This window comes from Glaciimonas immobilis, from assembly GCF_011947285.1.
GTDB classification, from domain to species: Bacteria; Pseudomonadota; Gammaproteobacteria; order Burkholderiales; family Burkholderiaceae_D; genus Glaciimonas; species Glaciimonas immobilis.
Map to the genome: position 1 here is coordinate 61,882 of NZ_JAAOZT010000017.1, position 15,582 is coordinate 77,463.

Genomic DNA, 15,582 nt, shown 5'->3' on the forward strand with positions numbered 1-15,582 from the left:
TTTACAACACTGAGATTGGGGTCCAAGTACGGTTCGGCTGTTTCCAGTCGATGCCTTCGAGCAGCATCGACAGCTGGGCTTGTGGCAAATGGACCTTGCCACTGCTCGTTTGCGGCCGTCAGCCGATCATGCGCGCAGACTCTGGAAGATCGTCCTGAGCAACGCCACATCAGCGCCCGCCCGTACACGAACGACCGCGTCGGCGAAAACGATTTCGATCGGATCGGACGCGCTAGCCGGTACCGTCTCTGCACTAACCAAGGTTGGGGAGATCATCGAAGACGCTTCAACGAGCACAACGGGAAGTAATGGTGACATTGTTTGAAGTACATCGTCACACAGGCCGGCGCGAAATTCTCGTCGCCGTTTAAACGCCATATTGGCATTGACACCATTTGCCATCGCCATTTTGAAAACCGACACTCCGGTTTCACATGACGCTGCGGCAAGCCGCCGCTTAAAATCGACCGGATAGTTCGGTCGTCCCTTCCGGTTGCCGGGCTTCAATTCAGTATTCAAAGTAGCTCCCGTCATTAAAGTAGTGTGAACCACTCTGGCGTATAGCGCTACCTAAGTCCAGAGGGCGCAGGAGTCACGCTTACGAACTTTACATCTACGATGGCGATAACCCGCTAATTCTTGCCGATTGAATTCCGTCGCCGGAATTCGTCAATAGGCCCTTAGGAAGACGCTTACTGCCGTGCAACCGCTGATTAATTTACTGCGCGATCATTTGCTCGACAGTAAGGTCGTGTTTGGCGATGAAACGGTGGCGCAGGTGCTCAAGGAGCCCGGGCGCGCAGCACAAACCAGGAGTTATATGTGGACTCAGATGAATGGCGGCGTTGGCCCACCGGTAAGGTTGTTCGGCTACGCGCCGTGACGCAGTACCCAACATGGGGCCGATCTCTGGGCCGGCGTACCCGCAGGCGCTGCGTTCATGACCGACGGTTATGCACCGTATAACGCGATATCGGCCGTCAATCACCTCGTCCATTTGGCTTGCTGGGCGCATGTCCAAACTCACGCGCTATGTCGAGAACGGCACCTGGCCATGGATAACAATAGTTGTGAAAATACATTTAGACCATTTGTGATCGGAAGAAAAAACTGGTTATTTGCCGATACTGTTGGTGGCGCAAAAGCCAGTGCCAATCTGTACTCGTTGATTGAAACGTCCAAGGCGGAAAATATCGACGCTTACCAGTATCTTACCGAGATGTTCACGGTGCTGGCTTACGCCAATACTGCCGATGACTACGAAGCGCTGCTGCCGTGGAATCTGCAGCCAATCGGCCAAGCGCCTGCATAAATTAAGCCGCAAGGGACGTCGTGCATTGATCGCTTACTCCGTATCTGCAATGAGCAGAGCAAAGAAAGCAGCGTCGATTTCCTTTCCCGGCTCAAGCGCGCTTTCGACGTCGCCTGCAACCCGTTCGCCATCAAGCATCGGCTATCGCCGCCGCGTCACCCATAAGAGAACGGTATGGTTGAACGCTTCAAAGGCCATATCAGATGAACCATCAAACTTATCTCGCCAACGACGCCGAGCCCGAAGCCACTTTGCTTTGTACGGCTATCCGAAACTCTACAACCACCATATCCGGCAACGGGCAATTTATGGAAAAACCTCGACTCAGGTTCTTAAGAAGAGGTAATAGGAGAAAGCGGATCTATTTTAAAAACGAGCTTACAATCAAACGGGACCGGACAGCTATTCGCTTCAGTCTTATGTCAGTATTTATATTGGGTGTAACGATATTTACCATATTTATAGCCATAACCGTAACCTCCTGGTCGGCGCTTTATGTCATTGAAAATAACACCTTTTACAGGTATGCCATTCTGGCTGCAGCGTTTGATAGTCTCTTTAACATCGCCGATTGTGCTTTTACCGGCACGCGTAACTATGAAGATCGCGCCAACATAGGGACCAAGTATCAGTGTATCGGACACTGCTAATACCGGCGCAGTATCTATCAGCACATAGTCATAGCTAACCGACAACGAATTCAGTAGCCGCGCTACCGTTTCATGCAATAACAATTCCGAAGGGTTGGGCGGCAATACACCAGTAGAAATAAAGTCGACGTTCTTCACTACTTCCGTATGCAAAACCTGCTCCAAATTACAAGTACCTACTATAAGTTCTGACAGTCCTCTTTCTCGACCTATTCCAAAGTATTGGTGAAGGTAACCTTTGCGCAAATCAGCATCAATCAGTAAAACCTTTTTGCCGGCAGCAGCCATGACTGCCGCAAAGTTTACCGACACAAATGATTTGCCCAGGTCTGGCGTGGGGCCTGTAATCAATACGATATTATTCTTGGCGTCCAACATCGAAAATTGTAACGACGTACGCAAGCTACGCAAGCTTTCAATCGCTATATCGGTTGGATCAATTTGTGCTAATACTGACACCTGGGGTGACTTACCGCGCACCTGCTGATGCAATGCCTCTTGCCGCGTGCTGTGAGGGATGTTCGCATAGACGGTCAACCCTAAAATATGCTCAATTTCATGGGCATCCGTCAACCCGCCAAATAAAGATTTTCTGATAAAAGCACTTATCACGCCAAAAAAAAGCCCAATTAGAACTGCCACGCCGATCACGCTAGGCCGGTTAGGCTTGATCGGTTGTTCAGGCACCATCGCTGCGTCAACCAAGCGGACGTTACCTACTTTACCGGCCTTGACCAATTGCAATTGTTGGGCGCTGTTCAACAGGGCAGTGTAAAGATCGGTATTGACCTTAACGTCGCGGGTTAGGCGAAGTACATCTTGTTGCACCAGAGGTAGTTTTTTGATCTTAACGGTAATAGCTTGCATTTCGCCGTTAATCTCTTTCATCTGACTATCGATCCCGACCACAGCCGGATGGTCACGAGTGAAACGGATCAGCAACTCTTCTCGTTTTTGCTTCAGCTCAATCATTTTGGTCTGCGCAGTCACAGATTGCTGCAATAGCATCTTACTTTCTTCATCCAAATCGATCGTACCGCTCGAATTGCGAAACTGGTTAAACTTTATCTCTGACTGCTCCAGTTGACGCTTGAGATCAGGAAGTTGCTTATCCAGAAAGGTAAGAGATTTTTCAGCTTCTGCGGATTTGCGCTCCACGTTCTGCCGCACATATTCACGGCCTATCTCATTGAGAATACTGCTAGTCAACTTGGGGTCAGTGCCTTTTAGGCTAACGCTAATAATCCCTGACTGCTTGCCTTTTTCACTAATCATCATTGCATTTTGAAGCTTCTCGATCGTGGCCAACCGAGAAGAACTACTCAATACGAATTGTGCGCCAGGTCTGGCAGAAAGAAGATCTACTTTTAACTCAATATTGCCATTATCTGTTGCAGCTTTTAGCAAAGATCCTACGGTGCCTGTAAGCGAAATGTCCTGCTTATTTTCAGTCAAACCAAATTGGCCATTGCGCCCTGCAGTAAGCACAAATTCATGCCCCTCTAAAGAGGCAGGTATATCAAACGTGGAAACGTCAATTTTTTCGGAACCCCACGCGTAGCCTCCAAGGCCGAATAAACCGGGTTGCGAAAGTTGCTTATTGCGTTTGGACAACCATTCTCCGACCAGAGGCAAGTATTTGGGACGTACAGTAATATTTAACTTTAGGTTATCGACCGCACGGGACACTACCATGCGCGTACGAAGGATTTCCATTTCCGATGTCGCCGCTGTTTTTACGTCAAACATCGAAGCCATATCGCCCAAAATATTCTTTGATGAACTGGGGCTATCTTCCACCTGGATCAACATATTCGCTTCGTAGATCGGCTTTGCTATAAAAGCATAAGCAGCACCTAACAGCGTAACCACCAATGTTATGCTCAGGATCAGCCAGCGATAATCAAAAAAAATGTCGAGATAACTCGCCAGGTCGACTTCATCGGCGTCTGGCATGTTTAAAGGGACTAACTGCTGAATAGGTTGATTCATCGATTATTTGAACGGATTCTGTTAGTTAATGTATGCGAGGCGCTCGGTCAGCGCGTCAACGCCTTTGGAAATTAGGCTATAAGTCTGGCGGAATACCGCGAGGTCGCGTTGATAAGGGTCTGGTATGTCGTATTTATCAAACTCACCTAGTCGAAACACCTTGCCTTTAGAAGTAGGGTGTTTCTGTTCGATAAAACGCTTTTGGTCCAGATCCATGACCAAAATAATATCTGCTTCACTAACCATCCAGCTCATCAAGCTCTGTCCACGGTGCGCACTTATGTCGATGTCCTGCCCTTGCATAAGCTGAATGGCAAATGGATCGGCTGGATAACCGATCATTGCGCCTATGCCAGCTGAACGTACCGTCTGTTCGGGCAAAGCGCGCTTTAGTAAGCCCTCTGCCATAGGGCTACGACAGATATTGCCAACGCAGAGGACGAGAATGTTACCAATCATTTTGTAGCCTGTACCGCGCCTGTTAACGATTGCGCGCTAGGCACGATCAAACTGATTACCCGCGCCCAGTTAGCAAGTGAAGACGCATCTACATACACAACGTCCTTAGGTTTTAGCTCGAAGTTTTCAGCGAGAGCGAGCGCTACCGGCGAGCGAGCGTCGAGGTTATAGACAATCGGATTCATGTCAGTAGCGTTGCGCACTACATAAACCTGTCGGCCTTCTGCACTTAGCTGGTTAAGGCCGCCTGCATCACCTAGTGCCTCATTGAGTGTCATCTTGCCATTGCGCAAGGTCAGCGTGACAGGTTTCGTCACTTCGCCCAAGACGAATATTTTGCTTTCTAGTACCGAGACAACACGCACCAGATCACCATCCATCAAAAGAATATCGGACGGATTCACGCCCTTTTGAATCAATTGTGGCAAATTCACCCGGTAAGTAATTCCAGCACGACTAACGTTAATCTGACTTTGATCGCCAGTCGGTAGGAACCCGCCTGCGCGACTCACCGCCTCCACTAATGTCATTGGGAGGTCGTTGATGACTTGGATACCTGGAGTTTTAACTTCGCCGTCTATATAGATGCGTTTGCTGCGGTAAGCCTGCACACGCAGTGTGAGGTCGGGCTTTTTAATGTACTTCGCGAGACGACTGGTCAGCAAAGCCCGGGCGTCCGCCTCAGTGAGGCCACCAACCTTAAGCCGTCCTACGTAAGGAAACTGGACTAGTCCATCCTGATCAATTACGAACCCCGGCGTAGCAGAACCTGTTGAAGTGGCATCGCTACTGGAGGTACTAATGGTTGCGCCGGCGCCTGTCATGGCAGGTGTTGATAGCTCAGGGTGCTCCCACACTACGATGGTCAGAATATCTCCGCTGCCGATAAGATACGGCGTCGGTTTTGCCATCAACGCACTTATATCCTGGCCAGCCTGTTGCTCGCGCATCGCTTTATCCGCCTGCAACAATTGCGGGGTGATGACCTTTAGGATCGGCCTCACGCCTGAGTCGGCCGGCGCGTCTTCAGATATGTATTTTTTTTCCATACGCATACCGGGAGCAAGCGCACATGCGGTAAATAAAGGAATCAATCCAAGTATTGCCCACCGTTTCAGGCGGGTTGTAGACAAACAATGCATGAAGTAATTTACCTTGATAGAGGAAGCGGTAGAACCTAAAGACCCAGAGGCAGTCCATTGCATATACAACATAAATGATGTTCAAAATAGAACACCGCTCTCGTCGAAATTGATACGTTGTGTCTTATATATCTTTTTATATTGTTTTTATGAAAGGTTTTTAGTTGAAAATTATTGCTGTGATAACATATTTATCGCAAGTACCGCAATATCGCTCAAAAAGCTCCCAGCACCCTGAGCAAATAGTTTTTGCGCCATGTGCTTAAACTTAAAGCAATCTAAAATATTCTCCTAGGCATGATTTTAACAGTTGTTATGCAGCGTATTCTTTCGTCCCAGAAAATAAATAGCATTTTGACTCGCTAATGGCGTTTAGAAACAACAGCTTATCTTGAGCTTTTGTGCGTGCCGCTACAATAAAACATTTGCCACTTCTAAATTACTCCCACGCCCGTAATCACGCTTGCTTTAGGCTAGAAGGACCGTCTTTTTATATAGGGCCGAAGATGCACTGGATACCGTCAAATATATAAGCTGCCAGAGGGCGGCTTGTGGTGATCACCTCGACACTTGAATATCTATCAATTGCGCGATCACCTTTACCGCGGCTTGGCCAAGAAGCCCGAGCGTTCCAAATGATAGGACTGCGCAAAAACGTCGATGTCATGCAGGAGACTTTCTGGCAATGAGAATTTCAGGCGCACAGGCCGCGTATTGATTAGAGCGGTCGGTATTCACCAGCATCTAAAAGCTCTCCGCATAGTCGGAGGGGTGCGGCGGTGGCGTCGACTAATGCGTCTGCCGAGTGATAGCCGCAGTCATTGCCTCCTCCTTTTTTGGTGGGCCGCTACCGTGTCTGTCATCAAACCGCCCATGTCGCGCATTAGCTGGGCTTCGACCGTCAGGTGTCGGATAATTTCTCCTATCGCGGAAACGGTGCTGCCGTTCACCGTTGATTCTGCATTGCACGCCGCAATAGACAGGACCTCGCCAATCGCTTCCAGTCCGCGGGATATAACCTCCTGCGCGTTGTCTGCGTGCCTGGCGATGGCTTCTGCTTCCAGTGCCTGATCCTCGGTGATTAGCGCAAAGGATGAAACATCGTCAGCAATAGCTTTGAGTAGAAAGCCCATCTCATACGGTGCGCGTTCTACGCTGCGAAAATGGGGATTAGCTTTTGGTATAACTGGCCCATGCTGTAGAGGCGTGGGTTTGGTCAAGCTGCACCGCCGCTTGGTCATGCTGCACCGCCGATTAATATAAACAGGTCGATGGAAACATCCGTTGCAAGTTGATGGCAAACAACCCGGACATTCTTCTGACGATCGACAGTACGCGCATCAACCATGGACACCACTGCTGTCACGGCATTGGATGGAATCGGGAGATGTTGGATTATTTGTAAACGGGGCGGGGAAAGCGAAACGTTAGGCATTGTGTTTTCTCTGTGTGTGGTTAAACCGCTCGCCTACTTCCAAGTAGGGAGGGCGGCAAATGGTGGAGTTGGAAGACTGGTACACAAAAGAAAACCAGCAAGCCCGAAGGCTTCCCCGCCACCGCCGCCCATTGAGGGCGCACGAAGGCAGACGCACGTAAAAAACGGCGTTACGCCGTTTGTGCGCTTTTGTGTAATCAGGCTTCCAAACCCATTCCCCTCTTTCTCAGGGACAAACAAACGATAGCGGAGATTTTGAGGAAGGGCAAACTTTATTTAAATCCTGAAACAGGACAGAGCGGGCTAACGAATAACCGTAAAAAAAACCATTTTCCACATTGCCTTACACGGCAGTTACAGGCCGACGGTATAAGCTCAAAACGAAAAAAGCGCTACAAGCCTAAGGGTGTAACGCTTTGTGTTAATGCTGGGTGGTATTAGTGATGAATGCCGCGAGTAAAAAACATGTGTCCAGACCGCTGCCTTGAGTCAATTAAACACGTCTATGCTGTTCATTCGCGAATTACATCTCTGCTAGAGGCTCGGCGGTGGATTTAACTAATGCGTCGGGGTGGCCTTAGTCAATCCGCGCGCCTTTTTTGGTAGGCCGCTACCGTATCTGTCATCAAGCTGCCCATGTCACGCATCATTTGGGCCTCGACGCTCAGGTGTCGGATAATTTCTCCTATGGCGGAAACGGTGCTGCCGTTCACCATTGATTCTGCATTACAGGCGGCAATGGAGAGGACTTCGCCAATCGCTTCCAGTCCACGAAAAATAACCCCGTGCACGTTGTCTACGTGCTTGGCGATGGCTTCGGCTTTCTGTGCCTGATCGTCGGTGATTGGCGCGTAGGGTGAAACAGCGTCATCGATACTTTTGAGCAGATAGCCAATCTCATACGGTGCGCGGTCAACGCCGCGGAAATGGGGATTAGTTTTTGGTATAACCGGGCCTTGAGTTAAGCTGCACCGTCGCTTGGTCATGCTACACCGCCGATTACTATAGGCAAGTCGATGGAAGCATCCGTTGCAAGTTGATGGCAATCAACCCGGGCATTCTTCTGACGATCGAAAGTACGCGTATCAACTATGGACATCACTGCTGTCACGGCATTAGATTGAATCGTGAGATGTTGGATTATTTGTAAACGGGGCGGGGAAAGCGAAACGTTAGGCATTGTGTTTTCTCTGTGTGCGGTTAAACCGCTCCCCGCTGCAAAACGGGGGGGCGGCAAATGACAAGGTTTGCAGACTGGTACACAAAAGAAAACCAGCAAGCCCGAAGGCTTCCCTGCCACCGCCGCCCATTGAGGGCAGACGAAGACAGACACACATAAAAACGGCATTGCGCCGTTTGTGCGCTTTTGTGTTGTCAGGCTGCAAAACCCGTTCCCCTTTTTTTTCAGGGACGAGCAAACCATAGCGGAGATTTTAAGGAAGCGCAAACTTTATCTAAAACAGGGAGAGCGGGCACACGAATAGCTGAAAAAACCATTTTCACATCGGGTTACACGGCGGTTACATGCCGACGGTATAAGCTAAAAACGAAAAAAAGCGCTACAGGCTTAAGCGTGTAACGCGTTGAGTTAATGCATGTTCTTTGGGAGACCTCGTTTGCTGGTGGCGTATTTACGTAACACGGGCGATAGCAGGTGAACAGGGAGAACGTTTGCGGCTATCAAGCGCGCCGCGGGGATTCATTAAGCCAATAGCAGGTAGCCATATTAGCGACATAAAAAAGGACGCCGCTTTCACGGAATCCCTTAATCTATCTTCCAAAATTTGGCATTTTATCGATTAAATATTAGCAGGTACTATCGGCCAAAGCCTAATGTCTATTGGGGTAGCTGGTGGGCTCGAACCCACGACTGGAGCACACCGAAATCGACTTTGTGACAGTTCAGGCGGGTTTGCGCGCGGTCGCTTAATAATCTTTTTATATACTCATAAATATACATACAATAAGCCTATTGCTATATTGCTATGCCCGCTTGAAAAAAACGTTATTTTAAAAAACACGACTGTCACTTCGATGATTCGCAACAAATAATCGAGAGTGGGCAAACAGTCACGTTTGAAGATAACCGGTTTAATTATGATGAGCCGCGATTCATTACGCTGGAAACGTTAGCCCGGAAAATAGTTGCTATAATTACAATACACAAGCCCTACACGGAGGCCATATTCCCTCAGAACGAAAAAAAGAGCTACAAGCCGAAGCGTGTAACTCTTTGATTTCATACGTATTTTGTGGGGTGGCTGATGGGGCTCGAACCCACGACAACAGGAATCACAATCCTGGACTCTACCAACTGAGCTACAGCCACCACTGTCTTACTTTTACATTTCTCTTCAGGCTTGTGGGCCAGAACAGCTCGCTATTATACAAACTAAAATACGCACTGGCAATTCAAAAAACACGAAATATTGCGATTAATAGGGTTATTTTTTATTCATGGTGCGCCAAGCGCTTGCAGGACCGTCGGTTGTAACCCAAGCAGGCTAAAAAATGTACTCTTCAGCACAGTTGGTTGACCGGTGGTAAATGCCGTTAACGATCCTGACCGTATCGCGGTTTGCTGCAGCGCATGTTCTGCGAGTATCCGGACCAACTGTTTGGTCACGGCATCGCCGGTATCGATGATGGTTATTTGTCGGGAGGTTAAGCGGTGGACGATACTTTCTATCAGCGGTCGGACAAACGGGTAATGGGTGCAGCCCAGTACTAGCGTGTCGATGTCCTGCTCCATCAACGGTGCGAGATAGCGATGTATCAGCGCTTCCGTTACCGCGCTGTTTAGCGCACCTTTTTCGATCTGATCGGCGAGACCGACGCACGGCTGTAATGTGAACTGCACGCCGGTTGATGCCGCAATTTTTTGCGACAGCGTACTAAAACTTGCGCTGGCGAGCGTGCCTCTGGTGGCTAACACGCCGATCATTTTTGTACGGGTTTGCAAAGCGGCGGGTTTGAGGCCGGGTTCGATGCCGACTACGGCTAAGCTTGGATAGGCGCTGCGAACCGCTTTAATCGCGGCGGCGGTCGCTGTATTACAGGCGACGACTAGCGCTTTTGCGTTGTGTTCTATCAGAAATTGGGCGATTGCCAGTGTGCGTTCGAGAATCGCTTGCTCAGTTTTGTCGCCGTAAGGCGCGTGGGCAGAGTCGGCAAAATATAGCAAATCCTCGGCTGGCATGGCGGCCCGGATATGACGTAACACGGATAGGCCGCCTACACCGGAATCAAAAATGCCGATAGGCCTATCTTTCCCCATCGGCATTTTGTCGGTCACCATATTGTTGGCACTATTAATAGAAATAATGTGAATACAGCATTCACAGTAAAACAAGGCAATGCGCATAATGCGCTAAGAATATTGCAGTCGACCATAGCAAACGGTTTTTCCTGCCCCCGCTACGAGCATGAATCATACCGCGCCGGTATGGGCGGACAGCAAATAGCGGCCACCAGAGGTAACCGCACATTCTATCTGGCGCTACATGCAGACACCAGATTTTTGGGAGCCAGTTTTGGGAGCAGAGTTTGAGAACAGATATAAAGAGCGGTCTTTAGATAGTAGTCACAGCAATGTTCGCCAGCGATGCTGACTGTATCTTGGCCTGCCATTCTTTCGGCCCGGTGTTATGGACCGAAATACCGTTCGAATCGACGGCGACAGTGACCGGCATATCCTTGACGTCAAATTCGTAAATCGCTTCCATCCCCAAGTCGGCAAAACCCAACACGCGGGCTGATTTGATCGCTTTGGATACCAGATACGCAGCGCCGCCGACCGCCATCAAATAGGCTGACTTGTGCTTTTTGATCGATGCAATCGTTTCAGGGCCGCGTTCTGCCTTGCCAATCATTGAGATCAAACCAGTTTGTTCCAGCATCATGTCGGTGAACTTGTCCATCCGTGTCGCCGTAGTCGGTCCCGCAGGTCCCACCGCTTCATCGCGTACCGGATCGACTGGGCCAACGTAATAGATGACGCGATTGGTAAAATCGACCGGCAATTGCTCGCCCTTGGCCAGCATTTCCTGAATCCGCTTGTGTGCCGCGTCACGACCGGTCAGCATTTTGCCATTCAGTAGCAAGGTCTGACCTGGCTTCCATGAGGCGACCTCTTCTTTGGTCAATGTATCCAGATTGACTGAGGTCGACTTCTCGGTGTCCGGCATCCAGTGGACTTCTGGCCAGTCCGACAGCGACGGTGGCTCCATGAATGCAGGACCGGACCCGTCCAGTACAAAATGTCCGTGGCGAGTAGCCGCGCAATTGGGGATCATCGCGACCGGTTTTGAGGCCGCGTGCGTTGGGTGCATCATAATCTTGACGTCGAGGACGGTGGTTAATCCGCCCAGACCTTGCGCACCGATACCGAGCGCGTTGACCTTTTGGAACAGCTCAATACGCAACTCTTCGGTTTTGTTTTCTGGGCCGCGCTTCAGCAAATCGTACATGTCGATGTCTTCCATCAGCACTTGTTTAGCCATGAGCATCGCCCGTTCTGCGGTACCGCCGATGCCGATCCCCAACATGCCGGGCGGACACCAGCCAGCACCCATGAGCGGGACGGTTTTCATGACCCAGTCAACTAACGAGTCGGACGGATTGAGCATGACAAACTTGGTTTTATTTTCTGAACCACCACCTTTGGCGGCGATCTGAACGTCGATCGTATTGCCTTTTACCAACTCCATATGCACCACGGCTGGCGTGTTGTCTTTGGTGTTCTTCCGCTCAAAATGCGGGTCGGCCACGATAGAGGCGCGCAACACATTGTCCGGATGCAGATAACCGCGGCGCACGCCTTCGTTCACTGCATCGGTAATCGTGCCCTTGAAGCCCTCAAAGCGCACGTCCATACCGATTTTTAGAAACACGTTGACGATGCCGGTATCCTGGCAAATCGGGCGCTTGCCTTCCGCGCACATGCGGGAATTGGTCAAGATTTGCGCGATGGCGTCCTTGGCCGCCGGGCTTTGCTCGGCCTCGTATGCGCGCGCCAGATGCTGGATGTAATCGGCGGGATGATAGTAGCTAATGTATTGCAATGCGGCAGCTACCGACTCAATAAGATCTTCCTGCTTAATCGTCGTCGTCGTGGTCGTCGTGGTCGTTGTGGTCATAGCGTTTCTCTGTAAGATTCTTTGGGAAGGTCTATATAAAAGTAACAATAGAATTACAATAAAATCGGTGAAGATCGTGCTGGCGAGGCTACATTTAGTAATGCCATGTCCAACATAAAACAGCCCAACAGCGCCGGTTCATCAGCCTGATCAACCGCGTAAGCGACCAAGGGGCGTTGTATTGGTAATCACCGTTACCAGCACCCATGACTTAATGCTGCGAACCGTGTCCACGCTGGCTTTGTTGGGTTGCCGTCATGATGCGGTCGCACCACGCGATAGCTAGCGCTGATAGCAAGAACGTAAAATGGATGCCGGTTTGCGCAAGCAAGGTTTTCGCGTCATATGCATTAGCGTTGATAAAAGTTTTCAGCAAATGGATCGATGAAATACCGATAATCGCCATCGCCAGTTTGACTTTTAACACGGACGCATTGACATGCGAGAGCCATTCCGGTTGATCTGGATGATGCTCTAAGTTCATGCGGGAAACGAAAGTTTCGTAACCGCCGACGATGACCATAATCAACAGATTGGAGATCATGACCACGTCTATCAAACCCAACGTCACCAGCATGATGGTCGATTCTGTCAGCTTGGTCGGGCGTACCGCGCCATCAATGGTAACGGCATCCAGAATATGCTCAAGCGATGGCGCGTTGCCAAAAATCGCGCCAATTAAGTCGGTCAACTCGACCCAAAAATGAAAAACATAGACGCATTGCGCCAGAATTAGTCCAAGGTACAGTGGCAATTGCAGCCAGCGACTCATAAAAATCAAGTTCGGAAGAGTGCCAATAGATTTTTTTCCTGCGATGTTCAAGTCGTTGCTCATGGTCTTATAGTGGTGAGGAAAGTGCGACTGCGCTATTTTACACGTCATGCGGTCATGCAATGGTTCGTAGGCATGTTTTGTGCTCAGTCAATTTCGCTCGCCGATGTTAATTTTTTTGTATTAATCGCGCCGAACTAGCGGCAGAAGTGGCCTAAGTGGCATAAAGTAGGGGTAGCGTCGCATATAGGCCGTGGAAGGTCTGAATGTATCGACAGATTAGTTTGTCGTTTGGTTTATAGATTAATTAATTGATCAAGTAATGGTTAATCACCGATGCCGCAGTTGATGGAAAAAACCAATCCGAATGTATTAAACAGAGGTTATGTTAGATTTTTCAACACATTTGTTCATTTTCGGCGCACTTAAAAATACAGCATTGGGCACATGCTATGCAAATTTATCCAAAGAGCGGAATGTAAGGCTTGAGTAAGTGTAAAAGCCTACTTTCTGGCATCAATATTTTCTAATAGCAGGAGACAACCAGATGGCCAATATCGAAACTTTCGCGCAAGAAACGCGCATTTTCCCTCCACCTGCAGCGTTCGCCAAGACCGCGGCGATCTCCGGCATGGACGCTTATAACGCCCTGTGCGCAGAGGCTAATAGCGACTATGACGGATTTTGGGGACGACTGGCGCGTGAACAACTCACGTGGCACAAGCCTTTTACCAAGGTCTTGGATGAGACCGATGCACCGTTTTACAAATGGTTTGAAGACGGTCTGCTAAACGTCTCCTACAACTGCCTGGATGTGCACCTGCAAAACGGTAACGCAGACAAAGTGGCGATCGTATTTGAGTCCGACGGCGGCGACGTCGTTAAAGTTACTTATCAGCAATTGTATGAAAAAGTCTGCCGCTTCGCCAATGGACTGAAATCACTTGGCATCAAAAAGGGTGACCGCGTTGTCATCTACATGCCAATGTCAGTCGAAGGCGTTGTCGCCATGCAAGCTTGCGCACGCATAGGCGCCACGCACTCGGTGGTTTTTGGTGGCTTCTCTGCCAAATCACTGCAAGAGCGCATTATTGACGCCGGCGCAGTTGCGGTCATTACCTCCGACGAGCAAGTCCGGGGTGGCAAGCGCCTGCCACTGAAATCCATCGTCGATGAAGCGCTGGCATTAGGCGGTTGCGATTGCATCAAAAATGTCATCGTCTACCAGCGCACCGGTGGCAATGTCACATTCAACCCGGGCTTTGACCTGTGGATGCATGAACTGGTCGCCAATCAAGCCGCCGACTGTGAGCCAGAATGGGTCAGCGCCGAACATCCATTATTCATCCTGTACACATCAGGCTCGACCGGCACCCCAAAAGGCGTCCAACACTCATCCGCCGGCTACCTGCTATGGGCAGCACTGACGATGAAGTGGACCTTTGACATCAAGCCCGACGACGTCTATTGGTGCACCGCCGACATAGGCTGGATCACAGGGCACACCTACATCGCCTACGGACCGACCGCAGTTGGCGCAACTCAGATCATCTTTGAAGGCATCCCGACTTTCCCTAACGCCGGTCGCTTCTGGGACATGATCCAGCGCCACAAAGCCACTATCTTTTACACCGCCCCGACAGCGATTCGCTCACTGATCAAGGCCGCAGACGCCGATGAAAAAATCCATCCGTCGCAATACGATTTAACTTCGCTGCGCTTGTTGGGCTCAGTCGGCGAGCCGATCAATCCAGAAGCGTGGATGTGGTATCACAAACATATCGGCGCAGAACGTTGCCCAATCGTCGACACCTTCTGGCAAACCGAAACCGGCGGCCACATGATTACCCCATTACCGGGCGCGACGCCACTGGTACCGGGTTCATGCACGTTGCCGTTGCCGGGGATTCAGGCAGCCATCGTAGATGAGACCGGCCATGACTTGCCAAACGGCCAAGGCGGTATTTTAGTGGTCAAGCGACCATGGCCCGCAATGGTCCGCACCATCTGGAACAACCCGGAACGCTTTAAAAGCACCTACTTTCCACCAGAGTTCGGCGGCAATTTGTACCTGGCTGGCGATGGCGCAGTTCGCAATAAAGATACCGGCTACTTCACCATCACAGGCCGTATCGATGACGTGCTAAACGTATCCGGTCACCGCATGGGCACCATGGAGATCGAGTCAGCTTTAGTCGCCAATCCGATGGTCGCCGAGGCAGCAGTGGTCGGCAGACCGGACGATACCACTGGCGAAGCTATCTGCGCGTTCGTGGTACTCAAGCGCAGCCGCCCGACAGGCGACGAAGCCAAACAAATCGCCAAAGAGCTACGTGACTGGGTCGCCAAAGAAATCGGACCAATCGCCAAGCCAAAAGAAATCCGCTTCGGTGACAACTTGCCAAAAACCCGCTCGGGTAAAATCATGCGCCGCTTGTTGAGAATTCTTGCGAAGGGTGAAGAAATTACGCAGGATATCTCGACACTGGAAAATCCGGGGATTTTGGATCAACTTAAAGAGGCGCAATAAGGAACAGCGTTGGTTCGTAGTAACGTAATAAATGGTTGCGGCGTATTTCGCCGACGGTATAGCTTTACGTTGTATTGGGAGAGCGTGGATTGTCAGAGCGGAAGTGCGTTTTCGCCCTGATTGATTTAGTTGCTGTCGGACATAAATCCCGT

Annotated in this window: 12 protein-coding genes, 1 tRNA gene and 1 pseudogene; 2 read left to right on the forward strand and 12 right to left on the reverse strand. The window is 50.1% G+C overall.

Annotation, left to right across the window (positions count from 1 at the left end):
* Positions 1–126: 126 nt before the first annotated feature.
* A complete protein-coding gene (locus HAV38_RS20125; RefSeq protein ID WP_168057190.1) occupies positions 127–519 on the reverse strand; it encodes an IS66 family insertion sequence element accessory protein TnpB in 393 nt (130 codons plus the stop codon).
* A gap of 175 nt (positions 520–694) precedes the next feature.
* Here HAV38_RS20125 and HAV38_RS22365 point away from each other — a divergent pair.
* A pseudogene (locus HAV38_RS22365) lies at positions 695–1,312 on the forward strand (transposase); the annotation flags it as partial.
* 422 nt (positions 1,313–1,734) lie between these two features.
* On the opposite strand, the gene HAV38_RS20135 reads toward HAV38_RS22365, so the two are convergent.
* From HAV38_RS20135 to HAV38_RS20190, 11 genes are all read right to left on the reverse strand, one after another.
* Complete coding sequence (locus HAV38_RS20135; RefSeq protein WP_168057191.1) at positions 1,735–3,954, reverse strand: polysaccharide biosynthesis tyrosine autokinase; 2,220 nt, start codon at positions 3,952–3,954, stop codon at positions 1,735–1,737.
* Between the two features lie 21 nt (positions 3,955–3,975).
* Positions 3,976–4,413: a low molecular weight protein-tyrosine-phosphatase gene (locus HAV38_RS20140; RefSeq protein WP_168057192.1), complete on the reverse strand. Its 438-nt coding sequence runs from the start codon at positions 4,411–4,413 to the stop codon at positions 3,976–3,978.
* The gene (locus tag HAV38_RS20145; protein ID WP_245182484.1) at positions 4,410–5,627 is read right to left on the reverse strand and encodes a polysaccharide biosynthesis/export family protein; all 1,218 of its coding nucleotides are present in this window, start codon (positions 5,625–5,627) and stop codon (positions 4,410–4,412) included. Before HAV38_RS20145 ends, HAV38_RS20140 begins: the two co-directional genes overlap by 4 nt.
* Positions 5,628–6,154: 527 nt before the next feature.
* Positions 6,155–6,259 (reverse strand): type II toxin-antitoxin system HicB family antitoxin, encoded by a 105-nt coding sequence (locus HAV38_RS22370; RefSeq protein WP_168057193.1) that lies wholly within the window; start codon positions 6,257–6,259, stop codon positions 6,155–6,157.
* Positions 6,260–6,373: 114 nt separating this feature from the next.
* Positions 6,374–6,775 carry a hypothetical protein gene (locus HAV38_RS20155; RefSeq protein ID WP_168057194.1) on the reverse strand — a complete coding sequence of 134 codons (402 nt, stop codon included), beginning with the start codon at positions 6,773–6,775 and terminating at the stop codon, positions 6,374–6,376.
* Between the two features lie 17 nt (positions 6,776–6,792).
* Positions 6,793–6,990, reverse strand: coding sequence for a hypothetical protein (locus tag HAV38_RS20160; protein WP_168057195.1), 198 nt, complete (start codon positions 6,988–6,990; stop codon positions 6,793–6,795).
* 581 nt (positions 6,991–7,571) lie between these two features.
* Positions 7,572–7,976 carry a hypothetical protein gene (locus HAV38_RS20165; protein WP_168057196.1) on the reverse strand — a complete coding sequence of 135 codons (405 nt, stop codon included), beginning with the start codon at positions 7,974–7,976 and terminating at the stop codon, positions 7,572–7,574.
* A 1,267-nt stretch (positions 7,977–9,243) separates the two neighbouring features.
* Positions 9,244–9,319, reverse strand: a tRNA-His gene (locus HAV38_RS20175).
* Between the two features lie 126 nt (positions 9,320–9,445).
* The gene (murI, locus tag HAV38_RS20180; RefSeq protein WP_245182485.1) at positions 9,446–10,288 is read right to left on the reverse strand and encodes a glutamate racemase; all 843 of its coding nucleotides are present in this window, start codon (positions 10,286–10,288) and stop codon (positions 9,446–9,448) included.
* A gap of 274 nt (positions 10,289–10,562) precedes the next feature.
* Positions 10,563–12,128 carry a fumarate hydratase gene (locus tag HAV38_RS20185; RefSeq protein WP_168057197.1) on the reverse strand — a complete coding sequence of 522 codons (1,566 nt, stop codon included), beginning with the start codon at positions 12,126–12,128 and terminating at the stop codon, positions 10,563–10,565.
* A gap of 211 nt (positions 12,129–12,339) precedes the next feature.
* Positions 12,340–12,963, reverse strand: a complete 624-nt coding sequence (locus HAV38_RS20190; protein WP_168057198.1) for a YqhA family protein — start codon at positions 12,961–12,963, stop codon at positions 12,340–12,342.
* Positions 12,964–13,447: 484 nt separating this feature from the next.
* On the opposite strand from HAV38_RS20190, the gene acs reads away from it, so the two are divergent.
* Entirely contained in the window at positions 13,448–15,430 is a 1,983-nt protein-coding gene (gene acs, locus HAV38_RS20195; RefSeq protein ID WP_168057199.1) for an acetate--CoA ligase, read from the forward strand.
* The last annotated feature ends 152 nt before the right edge of the window (positions 15,431–15,582 follow it).